General features: G+C 46.5%; 16 protein-coding genes. 8 read left to right on the forward strand and 8 right to left on the reverse strand.

All coding sequences use genetic code 11. From position 1 onward, the window contains the following. Positions 1–103 precede the first annotated feature (103 nt). Positions 104–1216: a Gfo/Idh/MocA family protein gene (locus EL84_RS26250; RefSeq protein WP_047843641.1), complete on the reverse strand. Its 1113-nt coding sequence runs from the start codon at positions 1214–1216 to the stop codon at positions 104–106. Positions 1217–1406: 190 nt separating this feature from the next. On the opposite strand from EL84_RS26250, the gene EL84_RS26255 reads away from it, so the two are divergent. Continuing rightward, positions 1407–2225 (forward strand): AraC family transcriptional regulator, encoded by an 819-nt coding sequence (locus tag EL84_RS26255; protein ID WP_036674960.1) that lies wholly within the window; start codon positions 1407–1409, stop codon positions 2223–2225. 25 nt (positions 2226–2250) lie between these two features. Here EL84_RS26255 and EL84_RS26260 read toward each other — a convergent pair whose 3' ends face one another. Both EL84_RS26260 and EL84_RS26265 read right to left on the reverse strand, forming a co-directional pair. Next, the gene (locus EL84_RS26260; RefSeq protein WP_036614451.1) at positions 2251–2565 is read right to left on the reverse strand and encodes a hypothetical protein; all 315 of its coding nucleotides are present in this window, start codon (positions 2563–2565) and stop codon (positions 2251–2253) included. A 32-nt stretch (positions 2566–2597) separates the two neighbouring features. Continuing rightward, on the reverse strand, positions 2598–3536 hold the full coding sequence (locus EL84_RS26265; RefSeq protein WP_047843642.1) for a Gfo/Idh/MocA family protein: 939 nt from the start codon (positions 3534–3536) through the stop codon (positions 2598–2600). Between the two features lie 199 nt (positions 3537–3735). Here EL84_RS26265 and EL84_RS26270 point away from each other — a divergent pair, with 199 nt between their 5' ends. Together EL84_RS26270 and msrA are read left to right on the forward strand one after the other, a co-directional pair. After that, a complete protein-coding gene (locus tag EL84_RS26270) occupies positions 3736–4347 on the forward strand; it encodes a TVP38/TMEM64 family protein (RefSeq protein WP_047843643.1) in 612 nt (203 codons plus the stop codon). Between the two features lie 181 nt (positions 4348–4528). Continuing rightward, on the forward strand, positions 4529–5491 hold the full coding sequence (gene msrA, locus EL84_RS26275; protein WP_036614455.1) for a peptide-methionine (S)-S-oxide reductase MsrA: 963 nt from the start codon (positions 4529–4531) through the stop codon (positions 5489–5491). Positions 5492–5594: 103 nt separating this feature from the next. Here msrA and EL84_RS26280 read toward each other — a convergent pair whose 3' ends face one another. The 3 genes from EL84_RS26280 to EL84_RS26290 form a co-directional block, all read right to left on the reverse strand. Next, complete coding sequence (locus tag EL84_RS26280) at positions 5595–6830, reverse strand: MFS transporter (RefSeq protein ID WP_047843644.1); 1236 nt, start codon at positions 6828–6830, stop codon at positions 5595–5597. 81 nt (positions 6831–6911) lie between these two features. After that, positions 6912–7520 carry a TetR/AcrR family transcriptional regulator gene (locus EL84_RS26285; RefSeq protein ID WP_047843645.1) on the reverse strand — a complete coding sequence of 203 codons (609 nt, stop codon included), beginning with the start codon at positions 7518–7520 and terminating at the stop codon, positions 6912–6914. Between the two features lie 137 nt (positions 7521–7657). Continuing rightward, positions 7658–8458, reverse strand: a complete 801-nt coding sequence (locus tag EL84_RS26290; RefSeq protein ID WP_036614460.1) for a lipid II flippase Amj family protein — start codon at positions 8456–8458, stop codon at positions 7658–7660. A 391-nt stretch (positions 8459–8849) separates the two neighbouring features. On the opposite strand from EL84_RS26290, the gene EL84_RS26295 reads away from it, so the two are divergent. After that, positions 8850–9320, forward strand: a complete 471-nt coding sequence (locus EL84_RS26295; protein ID WP_047843646.1) for a DUF2188 domain-containing protein — start codon at positions 8850–8852, stop codon at positions 9318–9320. Positions 9321–9521: 201 nt separating this feature from the next. Here the strand turns inward: EL84_RS26295 and EL84_RS26300 are convergent, their stop codons facing one another. Then, positions 9522–10256, reverse strand: a complete 735-nt coding sequence (locus EL84_RS26300; RefSeq protein WP_047843647.1) for a YitT family protein — start codon at positions 10254–10256, stop codon at positions 9522–9524. Positions 10257–11206: 950 nt separating this feature from the next. On the opposite strand from EL84_RS26300, the gene EL84_RS26305 reads away from it, so the two are divergent. The 4 genes from EL84_RS26305 to cysK all read left to right on the forward strand — a co-directional run bounded on the left by EL84_RS26305 (position 11207) and on the right by cysK (position 14456). Continuing rightward, positions 11207–12244, forward strand: coding sequence for a nucleotide-binding protein (locus EL84_RS26305; protein ID WP_051447360.1), 1038 nt, complete (start codon positions 11207–11209; stop codon positions 12242–12244). Continuing rightward, positions 12241–12474, forward strand: coding sequence for a hypothetical protein (locus EL84_RS26310; RefSeq protein ID WP_017687536.1), 234 nt, complete (start codon positions 12241–12243; stop codon positions 12472–12474). The genes EL84_RS26305 and EL84_RS26310 overlap by 4 nt, the downstream gene beginning before the upstream one ends. A 479-nt stretch (positions 12475–12953) precedes the next feature. Then, positions 12954–13337 (forward strand): hypothetical protein, encoded by a 384-nt coding sequence (locus tag EL84_RS26315; RefSeq protein ID WP_036674948.1) that lies wholly within the window; start codon positions 12954–12956, stop codon positions 13335–13337. Positions 13338–13499: 162 nt separating this feature from the next. Then, on the forward strand, positions 13500–14456 hold the full coding sequence (gene cysK, locus EL84_RS26320; RefSeq protein WP_047843648.1) for a cysteine synthase A: 957 nt from the start codon (positions 13500–13502) through the stop codon (positions 14454–14456). Between the two features lie 490 nt (positions 14457–14946). On the opposite strand, the gene EL84_RS26325 is transcribed toward cysK, so the two are convergent. Continuing rightward, positions 14947–16911, reverse strand: a complete 1965-nt coding sequence (locus EL84_RS26325; protein WP_235431593.1) for an ATP-dependent DNA helicase — start codon at positions 16909–16911, stop codon at positions 14947–14949. Between the last annotated feature and the right edge of the window lie 137 nt (positions 16912–17048).

Below are 17048 nucleotides of genomic sequence, written 5' to 3' on the forward strand. Positions count from 1 at the left end.
TGTGGAAAATCGAGAGTGTTTCTATCCTGAAATTGAACGTAAGAATACTGGTTATTCTGCTTCACTCGTAAGAGCATCAAGCTTCGAACACTTATTACTCAGACTAGTGGGATTCCACGGTTTCAATCTCAGTTTGAACTGTGCGAGTTACTGCAAAAGAATCATAGCTGCTCTCCAGATGTATGTGCTTGCCTTCAAGTGAAGAACGCTGGAATGAATGCATGGCTTCCAGTACGTGATAAGCTAGCTTGTCACTGGCTTTGTGTTCCCGTCCGGCACGAATGGATTCAACCATTTCGGTTACGCCGATGCCTCGTTCGTTTTGTCCACTTTCGAAGACTGGTTTGACCGTCTCCCAAGTGTCTTGACCGTATCTGCGAACCTTCACTTCCCCGTTAAAATAATTGGGGTCCGGTACACTAAGCGTACCTTCTGTACCATAGATTTCAATACGTGGCAGATCCGAAGCTCCGCGAATATCGAAACTGGTGATCATGGTTGCAATGGCGCCTTCTGCGAAATCAATGGTTCCTGCCAAGTGAGTAGGCGTCTCTACTTGCAGCGCTGTACCTTCCTTCGGTCCGGAGCCAATCTTGCGATCTGCAATCTGTATGCCTGCCGAGGCACTGATTCTGCGTATCGGTCCAAGCAACGTAATCAGAGCGGTCAGGTAGTAAGGTCCCATATCAAACATCGGTCCGCCACCTGCAACATAAAAGAACTCCGGATTAGGATGCCAAGCTTCTGGTCCTCCACCCATGAAGAATGAAGTCGCTGCAACCGGCTTGCCAATCAGCCCATCCTCAATGGCTTTACGAGCTGTCTGTATGCCTGAACCAAGGAAGGTATCCGGTGCAGAACCAACATACAATCCCTTTTCCTCAGCCAACTCAACAACTTTGCGACCATCCTCAAGAGAAATGGCCAGCGGCTTCTCGGCATACACATGTTTGCCTGCTTCGAGTGCAGCCAGATCGGTCATGGCATGACTGCCAGGAACCGTAAGGTTCAACACAAGTTCAATTTCGTTATTTTGCAGCAACTCATCTACATTGTAAACGTTTGCGATATTAAATTCATCTGCCCGTTCCTGAGCGCGTTCACGAATCAAATCCGCAACAGCCACGACTTCAATGACCGGGTTGTTTTTAAGATTTTCCAAGTAGATGGCGCTGATGTTACCACACCCGATGATGCCTGCTTTCATTTTCTCCACTGTGATGTTCATCTCCTTACGCATGGTGAAAATCTGCGTTTGAATGGTTGAGATACATATGTTTTGTTGGATGTTTCCTGTTCCTTAAATCTAATACTATGGTATTCCGTTTCAGCTTCAATTAAAATGAATAATATGATTGAAACATGAACTATCTGGTCATAATTTTCAAATTGCAAGGAGTATGCCCATGCCGACAGATCAAACCTGCCAAGTTCTTACAGCAGGCTTTTCATTTCATCGTAAACCCTACGCTATGGTGCAGCCTGAAGGGGTGAAGAACTACCTGTTAAGACTGCAAACAGACGGACGTTGCCGTGCACGCATAGACGGGGACATGTCCCTGGTGGATGCGGGCGATCTGCTTCTTTTTGATCCTGACGAACCCTATGAGCTGAGAATAGACAATGAAACCAATCCGATGGGAGAACGACTAGTGGAGAGTGGTGACTATCACATCTTCTTTAATGGTTCCTGGGTGGATGAGTGGTGGAAACGTCACAAACGGCCGACCCGAATCAAAGTCGAACTGACGGAAAGTCTCTTGGTCCTGTTTCGACAGCTCGTACTGGAGCAGCGCCGCATCTCCAATCCTTATCCGGAAATTTCAAGTTATTATATGCGAATTTTATGTCTCGAAGTGGATCGTCTGCTCGCGGAGCATCCAACGATAACCAACACCAATTATGTGGCTTATGAGATCAAAAACTACATTGAAGAAAACGCTTCCTCTTTATTCAAGCTCGATGATGTGGCAACACATATTGGCATCAGTGTTTCACGGGGCGTTCATCTCTTCAAAGAAGCGTTTGGCAAAAGCATCATGCAATACACGCTTGACGTACGGCTGAATATGGCCAGGGAACGAATTATTTTCAGTCCAATGACCCTGGAGCAAGTGTCTGAGTCTTCCGGCTTTAACAACTATACCTATTTTCATCGGGTATTCCGTTCCCGGTTCGGCATGTCCCCGAAGGAATTCCGCGTCATTCACCGGGAACAGATGTAATCATACCAGTATACGTAAGTTGAACTTATTTGCGCGCGGCTATGGCCTCGGATACAACCATCGCCAGATCTTCATTTCCAAACATGGACAACACGCCAAGTACCGTATCATCCGGGATTTCACCGGCTTCCTCCTTGGATACAATCAGCTTCTGCACCTGCTGCAAACGCTCGTTGCTCTGCTGATTCGGGTAGGCTTGCCGGTACATCTCTTCCGGGTCCAAACCATTATTGACACACCACTGGGCAAATACGAGGATCATCATCTCTTCTTCCTGTTTATAGGTTTCTACAACAGCTTCCTCGATCTGTTTATTACGTTCCTTTTCATATTCATCCATGACTTGTATTCCTCCGTATGTGTATTCTGCAATTATTTGCGAATCAATTGTTCCGCCAGTTCATGACTGTCCATGACATGACTTGCACTGATCAGGCAATCATCAGGTGAGTCCAGACAAGCCAGGAAATTATCAACTGCTCCGCTAAAACCTCTGCGTGTTAACACGGTGTCCCAGCTCCCGAACGTTTCTTTGGTTTCCAGACTCCCCTGTTCCATGCAGCTGATCGTGTCCATGTTCACCACTTCAACAGATCGTCCACCACCATGCAATTCGATCTTCTCCAGATCTGCCCCAGCTTCACGCACCATATCGAATCGACCGTAGGCTGTTCTGCCCAGCTTGGCCGTTCCGGTTGCGTGCAGCAGTCTGTCCAGATCATTCTTCCGAATCCATTGATGAAGCAACTCCACATTATGATCCGAGTACCACAACATCAGATCCAGCATATGGATGAGATCATCATAGATGGTTTCTGCCGCAGGACGATCCTGAATGCCTGTACGATGTTTGGTCACTGTCAAGGATTCAAAACCTTTTCCACCCTGCATCCATTCTTTCGCTTTTTGGTACATCGGTGCGAATCTACGGTTGAAGCCTACTGCGAGTAGCAGCCCTTGTGCCTCGGCAAAAGCAGTCATCTCTTCCGACTCCCGAATCGTATAGGATAACGGTTTGTCTACGTACACGGCTAATCCCTGTTCCAGACATTGCATGACAATGTCAAAGTGCGCTTCCGTTGCTGTATGTACAAACACCGCATCCAAGTCCCAGGACAACAGTTCTTTCAGATCCGTTGTTCCCCGTTCTAATCGATACGCCTCCTGAACGGCTTTGACCGGCTCCGGAGATCGGTTCATAATGCCTACAATCTCCACGTTCGGATGAACTGTTAACAGCGGCAAATATACTTTACGTGCAATATCGCCGAGGCCGATAATTGCAACTCGTTTACGTTTGGTTGTTTCCATGATGATCATTCCACCTTCAGTTCGGTTCTATATTTCCACGTCCTATAGTGTAACCCTTCGGACAGCAACTTGCCAGTGATTGCAGCACACTTCGCACGAATTGTTCAGACAATGGGCGAACGTGGTAAACTTAGGAGGAACAGCAGTACAGATCGGGACACGACCAGACCTGCCTGATCTGAAAGGAGCGTTTGGGATTTTGCGAAAATGGTTATGGCTTCTGTTATATGTTTTACTTGCAGGAGTCACGTTTATTTACAGATATGAACTGCTGGCCTGGACCGATCTTCATCAGTCCATACCGCTGTTACTCGCCATGGCAACATTGTTTGCTCTTGTGCCTGTCATTCCTTATAAGTTTGTTATTATCGCGTTTGGTTACAGTTACGGTACCACCACGGCAGCCTGGATATGCTGGCTTGGCACCACACTTGCAGCCATGCTCGTGTATGGCGGAGCAAGAACCATCTTCAGACATCAGGCGAGATCGTACCTCGAACGCATTCGGGGTCTGAACCGTTTTACCACATGGATGGAAGCACATCCGTTCATGGGTGTCATGTCGATGCGACTGTTGCCGATCGTGCCTCAGATGGCCGTTAATATTTACGCAGGTATAACGTACACGCCATTCTGGGTCTTCATGGTTGCCACGGCCATTGGCAAATTGCCAGCGATTTTTGTTTTTGCCTATGCAGGTGCACAGGCTGAAACCTCCATCTGGCTGAGCCTGGCCATCCTTGCCGGATATCTGGTGTTCATGGCCATTGTATTGCTCTTATTTCGCTTTCGGTCACGCAACAAAGCCTGAATTCAGAATTCGCAAACCGTTCAGATTCAGCTTGTTTTCATTCCGGCTTGGTTGGCTTGCCAATTCAGGATATAATAGAAGAGCAAGCCTAATGCTTGTGTAACAAGTTTTAATAAAACGGTAGATTGCTGGAGCTCGAATACGAGCGCTAAATCTTCATCAGAAATGGAGTGACTATAGCATGGAACAACATTCAAGTGAGTTAGCAACTTTTGCAGGCGGATGCTTCTGGTGTATGGTATCCCCCTTTGAAGAACTGCCCGGTATTCATAAGATCGTATCGGGTTATACAGGAGGACATACCGAGAATCCAACATATGAAGAGGTCTGCTCGGAGACAACAGGACATGTAGAGGCTGTGCAAATTACGTTTGACCCTGCCATCTTCCCTTATAAGAAACTGGTTGAACTGTTCTGGCAGCAGATTGATCCTACGGATACAGGCGGGCAATTCCATGACCGTGGATCTTCCTATCAGACGGCCATCTTCTATCACAGCGAAGAACAGCGCCAGATTGCGGAAGCTTCCAAAGCGGAGCTGGGACAAAGTGGACGTTTTGATAAACCAATCTTCACTCCGATTTTGCCAGCCAAACCGTTCTATGAAGCGGAAGAACATCACCAAAATTATCACCGGAAGAACCCTGCCCATTACAAACGCTACAGCAAAGGTTCTGGACGTGTAGATTTCATCGAACGCAACTGGACCGGTAACGTGGATAAAGACGGGCTGAAAGAGCGTTTGACGCCGCTTCAATATGAAGTTACGCAGAACAGCGCGACCGAGCCTGCATTCCATAACGAATTCTGGGATCACCACGGTGATGGTATCTATGTGGACATCGTATCTGGCGAGCCATTGTTCAGTTCTACCGACAAATACGACTCCGGCTGTGGCTGGCCGAGCTTCACACGTCCATTGCGTGACCACAACGTGAAGGAAAAAACTGATCTCAGCCACTTCATGATTCGTACCGAAGTGAGAAGTCGTGAGGGCGATTCCCATCTGGGTCACCTGTTCAACGATGGTCCTGCCGAAGCAGGTGGAATGCGTTATTGCATCAACTCTGCGGCACTTCGTTTTGTACCCAAAGAAGACTTGCAAAAAGAAGGATACGGTGAGTACGCCGTCCTTTTCCAATAAGTTATAATACAAATACAAAAAGAGCAGTGGGATGATCCCGCTGCTTTTTTGTTGTACATTCTTGTTTTAATAGACGAACTATTGTTGCATGAGAATGCATTGATTAGGTTTGGCTCGAAGAGATTTCCGAATTTAATTGGCTGGCAGAAGCCCTCTGATCATTACGAAATTGAATTCGCATCGCTGGAACAATACCCAGGATCATCACGGTAACCGAAATTGCGTAGACGATAAAAATGGATGTGCTGTTCATCAGTACACCTGCCATGGAAGATCCAAGAAGCATACTTCCTATGAATAAAGGTGTGATGGTGCCATTCACTCTCCCGATCAAATGCTCATCTATCCGAGTGACCAAGTACGTGGAGATGATGACGTTGATGAATGCCATACTGATTGAGCTTAAGAAGCTGATCAAAAGGGTCAGCCAGAACCAACTGGATAACACTTCCCCCATCGTGGCTACAGCCAGACACAGCACACCTACAAGCAGAGTTAAGGTCTGGTTCAGCTTAGCACTTACAGCAGCCGCAATACCTCCTCCAATCAATAAACCTATTCCGGACGCACCAGACAAAAACTGTAACGACGTTGCTTCAAGTCCCAGACGTTCAGTGATCAGAAATATTCCAAGTGGACTGATGAGACCCGCTGAAAGCCCTATACAGATGAATACCAGACTAAGCATTTTTAACGAGCGAGATCGAGCAACATATTGCCAGCCCTCTTTGATATCCGCTAATAATGAGGTATTTGTTTCCCGTTGAGTGGCGTCTTTAGGCAGCAATGTGAGTAGAAGCGCAGAGATGAGGAATAAAGTGAGTAATGCGTACATGGATGCCTGAATTCCCATTGCAGTGTATATAAACGTTCCGACGATTGGTCCGAGAATTAAAAACAACGATTGACCACTCTGTGTAATAGCAATTGCAGACTGCAAATGTTCTCCCTTTACATTTCGCCTCACAATCTTTAGAGAGGATGGTTGAGAAAACTGGCTAACGATAGAGGATACAAATGTGGCTACGTATAGAATCTGCCAATACCCGGAAGATAAAACGCCAATTATCATGACAATAGACAACGCACTCAGAATATCCCCCAGTATCATCGTACGTTTGGGATTCCAGCGATCAGCAAGTGCACCGCCTATGATGGAGAAAACAAAAATCGGGGCATATTCAAGTACGGTAATCAGCGAGACGGCTATTGGACTTCCTTGAGTTCGATCCATTACATAATAGAGGATCGCCATATTCCGGATCCATATCGCCAGATTTTGTAGCAGATCAGACCCTGTCACGATTAAAAAAGCTTTATTTCTGAACAATGTGTTCATTCTCCATCTCCTCTTTTAAACCGACTGTCCGGTTTATTAATATTTAAAAAGAAAAACTGACGTTTCATCAGCTTTTCATGGTTAACGTTGTTGAATGCCTGCCAGCAGACCGGCCATGCCTTTGTGGTAAATACGACGAATATCCGTCAGGTCCTTCTCATAATAGAGTGTAGTCAATCCGCTAAACAGACCGTAGATAATGTGCATTACATCCTGTGGGTCATCCGGTTTTAACTCCCCATCTTCCATCCCTTTAGTAATAATGGACTCGTATGTCGCATACGGAATTCGGATCAGGGAAAGCATCTCATCAAGCATCTCCTGACTGACGACCTGACCCGAGACAAACTCGTTAATGGCGTGATTCAGCGGGTTAGCCAAATCATCTACGTAATGGTCAGCAAGTCCGTACAATTTGTCTATGGCAGTCTTATACCCGGATTCTTTGTCCAGCCAAGCATCCATCCAATCTTCATTGTTAAGCTTGATTAGATACATGAATAACTCTTCTTTGCTTTTGAAATGATAATAGATGCTGCCTTTACTCCGATTGTTAATCGTACATATGTCTTCCATGGAAGTTGCACTATATCCCTTTTGGGCAAACAGTTCCTTGGTATTACGTGCAATGTCTTTCTTTATCTGGGTAATATCTTTTCTTCGTTTAACTTCGATTGGAAAAACCTCCATAAATTAAACCGACTATTCGGTCTAATAGTATCACAGCACAAATACCCCGTCAATTCAATTTGCTCAGGCACCCTCTCATTTGCTGTTTCAAAAGGATGTACAAGAGAGTGCCTGACTACAATTCAGGAAAGAAGTCGTCACATCATACTTACGATCCAACCGATCCAATACGCAAATGGAATTAATAACAACTGTGCCAACAGAGTACCGAATAAACGGGATACGAGCATGCAACCATAAATCTGATTCATGCGATCCAAACGGATCTCGCCACGTAATGATTTATCACTGAGCAGGGAAATCCGCGGATCAATCAGGATGGTTAACAAAATAGTCGCTATTCCGTTAATTAACCCGGTTGATTGGGATGCAGCTACAGCCTGCCCTGGGTAAAGGTACGCTGCGTATAAGCTGGACAGGACACCTGTGGTATAGATTGCGGTTACCGCTACATTAAGTAGCATTAACCGTCTTGGCATCCCATGTTGTACCAATCGTTTGGCCATCTTCCAGGATGGCGGGGTGATGTAATACGTTGCATTTCTAATCTTGCTTCGCTTCAGCATACCGCGAACCATCGCAGGGATGGAACCGGCTGCTTCAAAATGTACAACCATTCTTGATGAGAGCTTCACCATAGTTGGAAAACACAATATGGCTAATGCCGTTCCAATTGTTGCCGCACCCATTAACCAGTGCAGCTGCGCCGCAAAGTGTGGATTGGTTCCACGTGTTGCAGTATCCACTAGATTACCTACCATCGGACCCTGGGCCATATTCGAGGTTCGAGAAACCAACAACAAGATACCTGCCAATGAAATGGCCAACGCGATTCTGCGGGTGCGTAGTCCACCAAGGCGGAGCGCGTATGACAAGCTGTCTGCGGCATGAATCAGCATGGTGAACAGCATAGGGATTGCCAGACTAAGACTAAACATATGTATGTACTCCTTTATATTCCTGTTATTGAACTTATTTCTTTCATGGACAGCATTATACTCCTCTGGCTTGCAAAAGTATAGGAACGAGATCCTTTTATATAAGTTGAACTAAAGAATGTTTACACTGGGACACTCCGATGACAGAACAACCTTCCGATCGCTGTTATCCCCAGATTTTTTGATTCCTTTTATAAAGGGGTAAATCCGGGGATAAAGGCGAACACTTCGTTTCTTCAGGTTTTTTCTGTCCTCTCCGTTTCGTGTAAATGTTTATTTCAATTTATATAGATCATCGGTAAATGCACTTACGACCTCGGATGTTCATCGTTTATCCCTCCCCTCAGAGGGTAATATACAACTAATCCATTATTGTACAGGAGGGTTTTATATGCCTTGGAACAAACAGGATTATCCGGTATCCATGAAGAATCTGGAACCACGTGTCAGACATAAAGCAATTGAGATTGCCAATGCTCTGCTCGATGACGGGTATGAGGAAGGACGCTCGATTGCCATAGCGACAGCTAAGGCGGAAGAATGGAATGAGAATCATCCCGCACCAGAAAGTTCGAAATCGGACTCCACATCTTCTTCCGATAATTCCAACCCTAAAAAGTCGTCTTCCACAGATCGTCGTCATTCCGAGCCCGTCTCTTCGTCCAAAAGTCATGACAACATCCATGTCGTGCCTACTGACTCCGGCTGGGCGATCAAGGAAGAAGGAAAGTCTACCTATCTGTCCACATTTGATACTAAGGCAGAAGCTGTAGATAAGGCCAAAGAACTGAGTAGCAAACAAAATATTCGAGCGATTATCCATAATCAGGATGGTCAGATTGCTTCTTCGATCAAGTCCTGAATGAATCGGATGACATCGGAAAATGGCTGTTTTCACAGTGAGCTGTCATCCACAGTTCAGCGAATATAAAATCATTGCATGAGCAAAAACAACAAAATCCCTTTTGCTGCTGAAGAGCAGTCAAAAGGGATTTTGTATGAACTTTAACTATCAAGACCTGAATATGATGCATACAGGTTATGGTTGTTCTGAAACGTATGGTTAATTGGATACCCCTCTAGCCACCGTAGTCCGTTGTGATATAGCAGCAGCGTTAACTGCCTTGGCTGCAGCCGATGGTATCGGCAATTTCACAGCCGAAGTTGTAACCACGGTTCCGCGAGCCGGAACACTAACGACGTACGTGATGACTTTGCTGGCAATCCATACGGCCAGAATCGTATATAAAGTTTCTTTTACCGGAAGAAAGAAAAGCGACAATCCCAATACAAAAGCATCGCTGACAAAGAAAACTGTTCCCAGCTTCCATCCCTTCCAGCGGCTAACCAGCACGGCGAGAATATCGTCTCCACCTGTCGCTCCACCGAATCGAAGCACGATCCCAGCGCCTACCCCTGTCAAAATACCGGATAGAACTGCCGGAATCCACAGATTTCCGTTAAACGACAATACCAGTGTGGAGTATCGTTCAAAGCCGTCATAGAATAGGGAAAATGCACCGACGCCAAGCAATGCCTGAATCATGAATTTCCAGCCTTTAAGGAACCAAGCCAGGATCATGACCGGAATGTCCAGTAACAACATACCGATAGCAGGTGATAAGCCTGTTGCGTATTTTCCGAGCAGGGCCAGACCAACAAATCCGCCCTCCGATAAATGATTCTGAAAGTTAATGTGATAATAAGCAAAAGCTAAAATAAATGTACCGAGTAGCATAATGGCGAATTTGATCGCCTCTGTTTTAACGTGTTGTAAGGTTAACGATGTTCTCTTCATTCAGGTTCCCTCGCAGTTTGTAGGTTGGTTTTTTAGACCGACCGTACCCTGCAAAAGGTAAGCCTGGAAGAAATCATCGTGTACGTCCTTCGAATATTCATTCCAATCCCCTCTTTCGCAGAGTCAGCCGTTTTTTTGAAACCGGTTGGTGTACTCTACAAGGGGCGCTATGTGTATGAGAGATCGTAACGTTTCCAGATCGTCCTTGGGGAGATTGTCCTTCGGGAACTCATGGTATCCTGATCCTTTCTGTTCTGTTGTGGTTAGCTGTGCTCAGTTAAACTGAAAAATAACTACAATGCGTAAGCTTGAACATTTAATTGTACACTTACACTTGGATTACAGTACCCTCTTTTGATCGCGGTTATCCCCGGATTTTTGGAATTCCATTTTCCCTCTGGGGAAAATCCGGTGATAGCTTATGCTTCCGAATCTGCTTTCATTCAAAAAGCTTTCAGACGAACGCTTCGCTTCTACAGATGGGTTCTGCACTCTTCGTTCCTGTGTAAATTGTAAATCCAACTTACAGCAGTTGCAAGTTCATTCAGTTTAAACACCAAAGCTAACTTGCTTGTTCTTCTATTATATAACACCAACGTGACCGGGTCTAAACAGTAGACCCCTCAAAAACAGGCATAAAGCAGCCTTTGGACTGCTCCAGCAGTCATACGGCAACACCAGGATAAGCAATGCTTGCTAATGGTGCAACCTGCTCCTTTATTCTATGACCAAAGCTTCCAAAAATAACTGTCAGTCACCCAACTGTGACAAATTGGGGCCTTTTTTTATTTTCTTGCGCTTTTTAAAGGAATCATTTTCCTTTCACACATACACTATAGCAAACGTAATCGGCTTATTCTTTGTGCAGTTCAGACGTTTCCAGACTTACTCTGCTGTTTATGGTATAATATAACAATTGAATCCCACTACCGTTTAAGCGAGGCGGATTGATGAAAACGTTAAAGCCAAGAGTCTTTATTGGCTGCTCGCTGGAAGCGAAGCCGATTGCAGCCGCAGTACACGAAAACTTACGTTTTTCAGCCGAAGTTACCCCTTGGTATTCCGGGGTTTTTAATCCAAGTAGCTATACCATGGACGATCTGGAAGTAGAGGTCCGTACGACTGACTTTGCCATTTTTATTTTTCATCCGGATGATATATCCAAAATTCGCGGGAAGTACTACGCGTCAGTCCGGGATAATACAATGCTGGAAATGGGTCTGTTTATGGGTCGTCTGGGACGAAAACGTATTTTTTTCATTCTTCCTGAGGATATTACAGACATCAAGGACACAACCAAGGTCGAAGGATTGCGTATGCCCACAGATCTGCTGGGGTTAAATCCACTCGTATATGAAATCCGTTCTGACGGAAAGTGGGCACCAGCCGTGTCCGTGGCATGTTCCAAAATCGCAGACAGTATTGAGGAACAAGGACGCTGGAGTGATCCAGAATTGGAGAACATCATTGAGAAGCATAAACGCACTGAGGGAGAAGCAAGGTTACAACTGCTTAAGTTGCTGCGGTTCTTTAGGGAATTGCTGCGTACCCGCAAAGCAGATGCCAAGATGCTGGAGCGAATGAGCGATGCCCTGCGTACTGCCTTTGTCTCTCATCCTCCATTCGCTGTACGTGGCACAGCCATATACCGTACAGATGACAGTGGTTACATCGAGCAATTATGTGGTAATGTTGGAGAACCGGGGAGAAAGTATGACTTGTCCGCTAACGACGACAAACAACCGGATGATCCCAAGCGCATCCTGGTGATTGATTCTTACCGGGAGAATAAAATCAAGATCAACCTGTATGATGATTACCTTGAGAAAGAGTATCTGCTATGCTATCCTGTAGCCAAGAGGTATGTAATCACCGTTCACATTATTGGACATATTGAAGCGGATGAGGCGGTATTTCAGCAGATTGACCTACAGAATCGTCAACTGTTCAACGCCATCAACGATTTGTTAGGAGGCGAACCGGAATGAAACCGGAAACGAAAAAAATAAGCAAGCGCTGGGGCAGCGAAAAAAAGGTACGCCTCAGTTCTGCGCCCGAATCATCACGACCGGTTCCGGAACCCAAGGAAGAAGATCGTTTCCACAAGCCGGCCGTACCGCTAACAACCATTGGGCCCTCCCTGAAGGGCAAGGAAAGACCTTATAAGGTCATCCTTGAAAAAGAGGCGTTCTACGAAAAGCCTCAATATCTTGCTTAATTTCTGAACACATCATCAAACCTGCCGCTGAATCGGCAGTATTCCATAGGCCCCGCCGCCCAAGGCAGGGGCTTTTTTGTTGCTCATTTTCGCTAAAATAAAGCTACTTCTACTCGTTGACCTGGTGCCATTGTGTTAAGGCAAGACATCCTTAAATCATGATCATAATCGTAATAGCAATTCATTGCAGTAATTCATTGCTTGTAATTACTTCTGTAGCAGACTGCATTGCATAAGGTTTATTTGGTTTATGGCCTTAGGTTTCCTGCAAAACCCATAAATTATACCTTATTTTGGAGCAGGCTTGTCCCTAAATCCCTAGCCTCACTCACTATCTGTACCTTTAGGAAAATGCGGTAATGTGTGCTTCCAATATTTCTCGGTTGTATTGTGTATCTCCATTACATATATTGATTATAATATAGGAACACATGTTCTGTAAATATAAAATTCCAATTAAAGGTTAAGGAAGTGAACATATGACATCCTCAACTTCCGCCCCATCCCCTGCGGATGAAGACCATCGTCTGATTAAAGGTCTGGTTGTGCGCACGCTATTGCTGGATGTACTTGAACGAGATATTCACACACTGGATACGTTGCTACTGAAGATGCCCGAAGTCTACATTCTGTCGCTGACCCGCATTCAAAACAATGTGCTCAAGGAGATGTTGGCCCTTCGTAAACAGATGAGAACACGCGGTGTCAAAGTACTGGAAGAGAAACGGGAAGCCGAGGGAATCGAAACTCTGTATATGTGCAGAGGGTATTGGCAACGGTTCTATATGCTGTGGACATTCGCACGTAATGAAGTCAAAAAAGAACTCAGTCGGCATCTGCAGATGGACTTGGCGCAGACTTGATACAACTCTGACAATATAGAACCCATTCCCAGCAAAACAAGTTGACCACGGAAGGTTACGTTCATTAAGATGGAATAGAGATATCCAACCATTCCAATAAGGCATGATATAGTTTCAACCGGATATACTCTCAACGTCTTATCAATCAAGGAGTTGTACTTCATGGATTTGAATACACATTCGATTAAACAAACACCCGCACATACAGGCATTGCCGCAGATGTAACAGAACTGATCGGCCAGACACCTGCCGTTAAACTGAACAGACTCACAGGCAGCAACTCCGCTGACGTATACGTGAAACTGGAATACTTCAACCCCAGTGGCAGCGTCAAAGACCGTGCCGCCTACAACCTGATCGTTCAGGCTGAACTTGCGGGACACTTGCTCCCTGGTGCTACCATTATCGAACCGACGAGCGGCAATACCGGGATTGGTCTTGCGATGAATGCCGCCGCCAAAGGATATAAAGCCATTCTGATCATGCCGGACAATATGTCCAAGGAGCGCATCAACATTCTGAAAGCCTACGGCGCAGATGTGGTGCTCACCCCTGCCGCGGAGCGGATGCCAGGTGCGATTCGCAAAGCAAAAGAACTTCAGGCAGACATTCCGGGAAGTTTCATTCCGCAGCAGTTCGAGAATCAGGCGAACCCGGACATTCACCGGATTACGACAGCTCCCGAGATTATGCAGCAGATGGAAGGCAAGCTGGATGCCTTCATCGCTACGGCGGGAACTGGCGGAACCATTACCGGCACCGGGGAGGAACTGCGCAAGCAGTTGCCCGATATCCGCATCTATGCGGTGGAGCCCAAAGGTTCTCCGGTGTTATCCGGTGGCGAGCCCGGACCACACAAGCTCGTCGGTACAAGTCCGGGGTTCATTCCGGACATCCTGAATACCGACGTGTGGGATGCCATCATCCAGGTGTCCGATGAGGACGCACTGGATACGATGCGGCAGCTTGCTGCCCGGGAAGGGCTGTTGCTCGGCCCTTCCTCTGGCGCTTCGGTGTGGGCCTCCCTTTGCATCGCGAAGGAACTGGGGCCGGGGCACCGGGTGCTCTGCATTGCGCCGGATACCGGGGAACGGTATCTGAGCATGGGTATTTTTTAACACAGCATAAATCTGTACACATCAAAAAGGGGCTTCCATATCCCATAAGTCATGAGCATGACAGAGGCCTCCCTTATTAGCTCTCATTGGTCATTGGTTCTAATGAACCTGACACACGCTATTCGCTCCTATTTGCGCAGGTCTGACGTGTAACGAATCACAGCGACGTTATTTCCCCAATTCGGTCGATTTCCAGGTTGAAACGCCATTTTCGACGGGATAACGTTACTGAGATTCGCTAGAATTTACATCACTTCATTATCACCCTAATAAGGTGCGGTAGGTTCGGTAGAATGTTGGAGCGATTGGTAGCGAGGAGCGAGGGAAAATCCCTCGAAAAAAAGAGAAGAGAAGTACATTGAAGGAATCATCAAAATAAAAAAATAAGCTCTTGCTCACATACGGATGGTGAATCCGCAGAGAACAAGAACTTATTTTGGCAAGAAACCTTATCATCAAAAATAAAGCAAGAACATTTAACGTAAGCTGGTTAGTGTGTCAGGGTTGTCCATTCCACACCTTCAGGAAGCAGGGCCGCAATGCGGTCTTTGGCTTCCTTTTTGGTATACAGCGATTCATCGAGAATGACCGCAGAACCGGAATCCGTGCTTGTCCGAATCAGACGTCCGAGACCTTGCTTCACACGCAAGAGCATATACGGAAGATCGATCTCTTCGTATGGTGCTGCCGACGCACTGCGTTTTGCATTGAAGACAGGGTCCTGTGGTGGATACGGAAGCGACCAGATCATGACATTGGATAATGACGGACCTGGAACGTCCAGTCCTTCCCACAGATTAACGGAGCACAGCACACTTTCCTCATCCTGCTGGAACGCCGCGATCAGATCACTGATCTCTCGGTCGCCCTCGTACATAAAGCGCAAACCTTCTGCTTCAGGTACATGAACGATGTCCTGCTTGAACGCGCGTAGCTCTTCCATCGTACGGAACAGAACCAGCGCACGTCCTCCACTCTCCTGAAGTAACGACACCGCATCACGCATGCGATTTTCGTTCTCCGGGTGCCCCGGCACAGCTTCATCGGTAATTTTCATCTTCATTTTGTCCGCATAATCATACGGAGAAGCCACCGAGAATGATACAAAATCATCAATGCCCAGGCTGTCCGCCACATAACGGAATGAACTGTCCACAGATAACGTGGCAGAGGAGAACACGATTGGAATACCTGTGTTGAACACACGCTCGTTCAGCATTTCCTTCACGGTGCGCGGCATGATCGATAAGGTCGTCTCATCCTCGCTCTCTTCCGCCCAACAGATGTAACCATCTTCCTTGCGGAACAAGGCAAGCGCAGACTGAATCATATCGAGATGTTCTTCCACGACACGCATCTGGTAACCATCCAGCGAGAACAATCCGCTCTCAAATACCAATTCTTCGCCGATTGCATCCAGCACACTCGTCAGACGTTCAATCTCACGTAGCAGTGGCGGCTCTACCCGAACTTCTTTCCGTTCCGAACCAGGGATCGCGACCGTATACGTATCCAGCAACGCAAACAGTCGCTCACTGCTCTCAATCGCTTCATCCACACACTCCGCGAGGGATTCACGAATCTCTCCTTCTAACAGGCGAGTGACGAGTTCCTCGAAAATGCGGTGTTTCAGCTTGTAGCTCAGTGCGTTCAGGGCTGCTTCTTCCAACAAGTGTCCTTCATCAAATACAACTGAACTGTGATCAGGCAGGAGTGGCAGTTGGCCCTCGCGTTTGCGCGCATCATAGGTCCACACATGCTCCATGTAATAATCATGGGAACAGATGATGATGTCTTTGGAACGACGGTAATGGTCACGCGACAGCGTCAGGCCGCAGCGTTGTCTTTTAGGACAAACAAAACAATCCTGGAACGGGTCCCAGTTGATTTTGTTCCACTGACGATCATTCAGATGTGGATACTGTTTACGGTCACCATACGGATGGAAAGCCTGAAGTGTACCCGGCGTATTCACAAAATCCGGCAGGCTCTCATGCACTTCTTCAATAACAGGCGCATCCTCATCCGCAAATCGCATCGCACTTAGTTTGTTCAGACAGACGTATTGGTCCGGTGATTTGCCCAGACGTGCGTCCACTTCCAAGTCCAGATGTGCAGCCAGCTTCGCAATATCTCCGCCGGGCTTCACAAGCTGTTCAATTAAGGACTCATCGGCACAAGCAATCACTGCCGGTTTGCCCGTATAACGTGCATAACAGACCGCGTAGAGCAGATAGACTAACGTCTTGCCTGTTCCGACACCGGCCTCCGCCATAATGGTCTTTTTATCTCCATAGGCCCGTTCGAGCTGGTACGCCATAAAAATCTGTTCATCCCGTACCTCGAAGCCGAACTCTGGCAAAATATCGTAAAAAACATCGGCAACCCATTCCCCGAGACGGGATACAAAAGGTTCAGCCGGATCATATGCAAAAGGATAACGTTGTGTAGACAATCCTAGGTCAGCCTCCATTCTTAGACGCGGTCCTCTTTCATTTTTCCGTTCAAAAAAGGCCGCAGGGCAAAAGTTAATTATCTCACGCGATGAAGCGGGTGACAAGCTTTTTTTACGAGATTATTTGCGAGGTTTAA

The organism is Paenibacillus sp. VT-400 (assembly GCF_001029205.1).
In the GTDB taxonomy this organism is placed as follows: Bacteria; Bacillota; Bacilli; order Paenibacillales; family Paenibacillaceae; genus Paenibacillus; species Paenibacillus amylolyticus.

Excerpts from the sequence above, each read along its gene's own strand:
- EL84_RS26255 (WP_036674960.1), top strand. The coding sequence starts at position 1,407 with ATGCCGACAGATCAAACCTGCCAAGTTCTTACAGCAGGCTTTTCATTT.
- EL84_RS26260 (WP_036614451.1), bottom strand. The coding sequence starts at position 2,565 with ATGGATGAATATGAAAAGGAACGTAATAAACAGATCGAGGAAGCTGTT.
- EL84_RS26265 (WP_047843642.1), bottom strand. The coding sequence starts at position 3,536 with ATGGAAACAACCAAACGTAAACGAGTTGCAATTATCGGCCTCGGCGAT.
- msrA (WP_036614455.1), top strand. The coding sequence starts at position 4,529 with ATGGAACAACATTCAAGTGAGTTAGCAACTTTTGCAGGCGGATGCTTC.
- EL84_RS26280 (WP_047843644.1), bottom strand. The coding sequence starts at position 6,830 with ATGAACACATTGTTCAGAAATAAAGCTTTTTTAATCGTGACAGGGTCT.
- EL84_RS26285 (WP_047843645.1), bottom strand. The coding sequence starts at position 7,520 with ATGGAGGTTTTTCCAATCGAAGTTAAACGAAGAAAAGATATTACCCAG.
- EL84_RS26290 (WP_036614460.1), bottom strand. The coding sequence starts at position 8,458 with ATGTTTAGTCTTAGTCTGGCAATCCCTATGCTGTTCACCATGCTGATT.
- EL84_RS26295 (WP_047843646.1), top strand. The coding sequence starts at position 8,850 with ATGCCTTGGAACAAACAGGATTATCCGGTATCCATGAAGAATCTGGAA.
- EL84_RS26300 (WP_047843647.1), bottom strand. The coding sequence starts at position 10,256 with ATGAAGAGAACATCGTTAACCTTACAACACGTTAAAACAGAGGCGATC.
- EL84_RS26305 (WP_051447360.1), top strand. The coding sequence starts at position 11,207 with ATGAAAACGTTAAAGCCAAGAGTCTTTATTGGCTGCTCGCTGGAAGCG.
- EL84_RS26310 (WP_017687536.1), top strand. The coding sequence starts at position 12,241 with ATGAAACCGGAAACGAAAAAAATAAGCAAGCGCTGGGGCAGCGAAAAA.
- EL84_RS26315 (WP_036674948.1), top strand. The coding sequence starts at position 12,954 with ATGACATCCTCAACTTCCGCCCCATCCCCTGCGGATGAAGACCATCGT.
- cysK (WP_047843648.1), top strand. The coding sequence starts at position 13,500 with ATGGATTTGAATACACATTCGATTAAACAAACACCCGCACATACAGGC.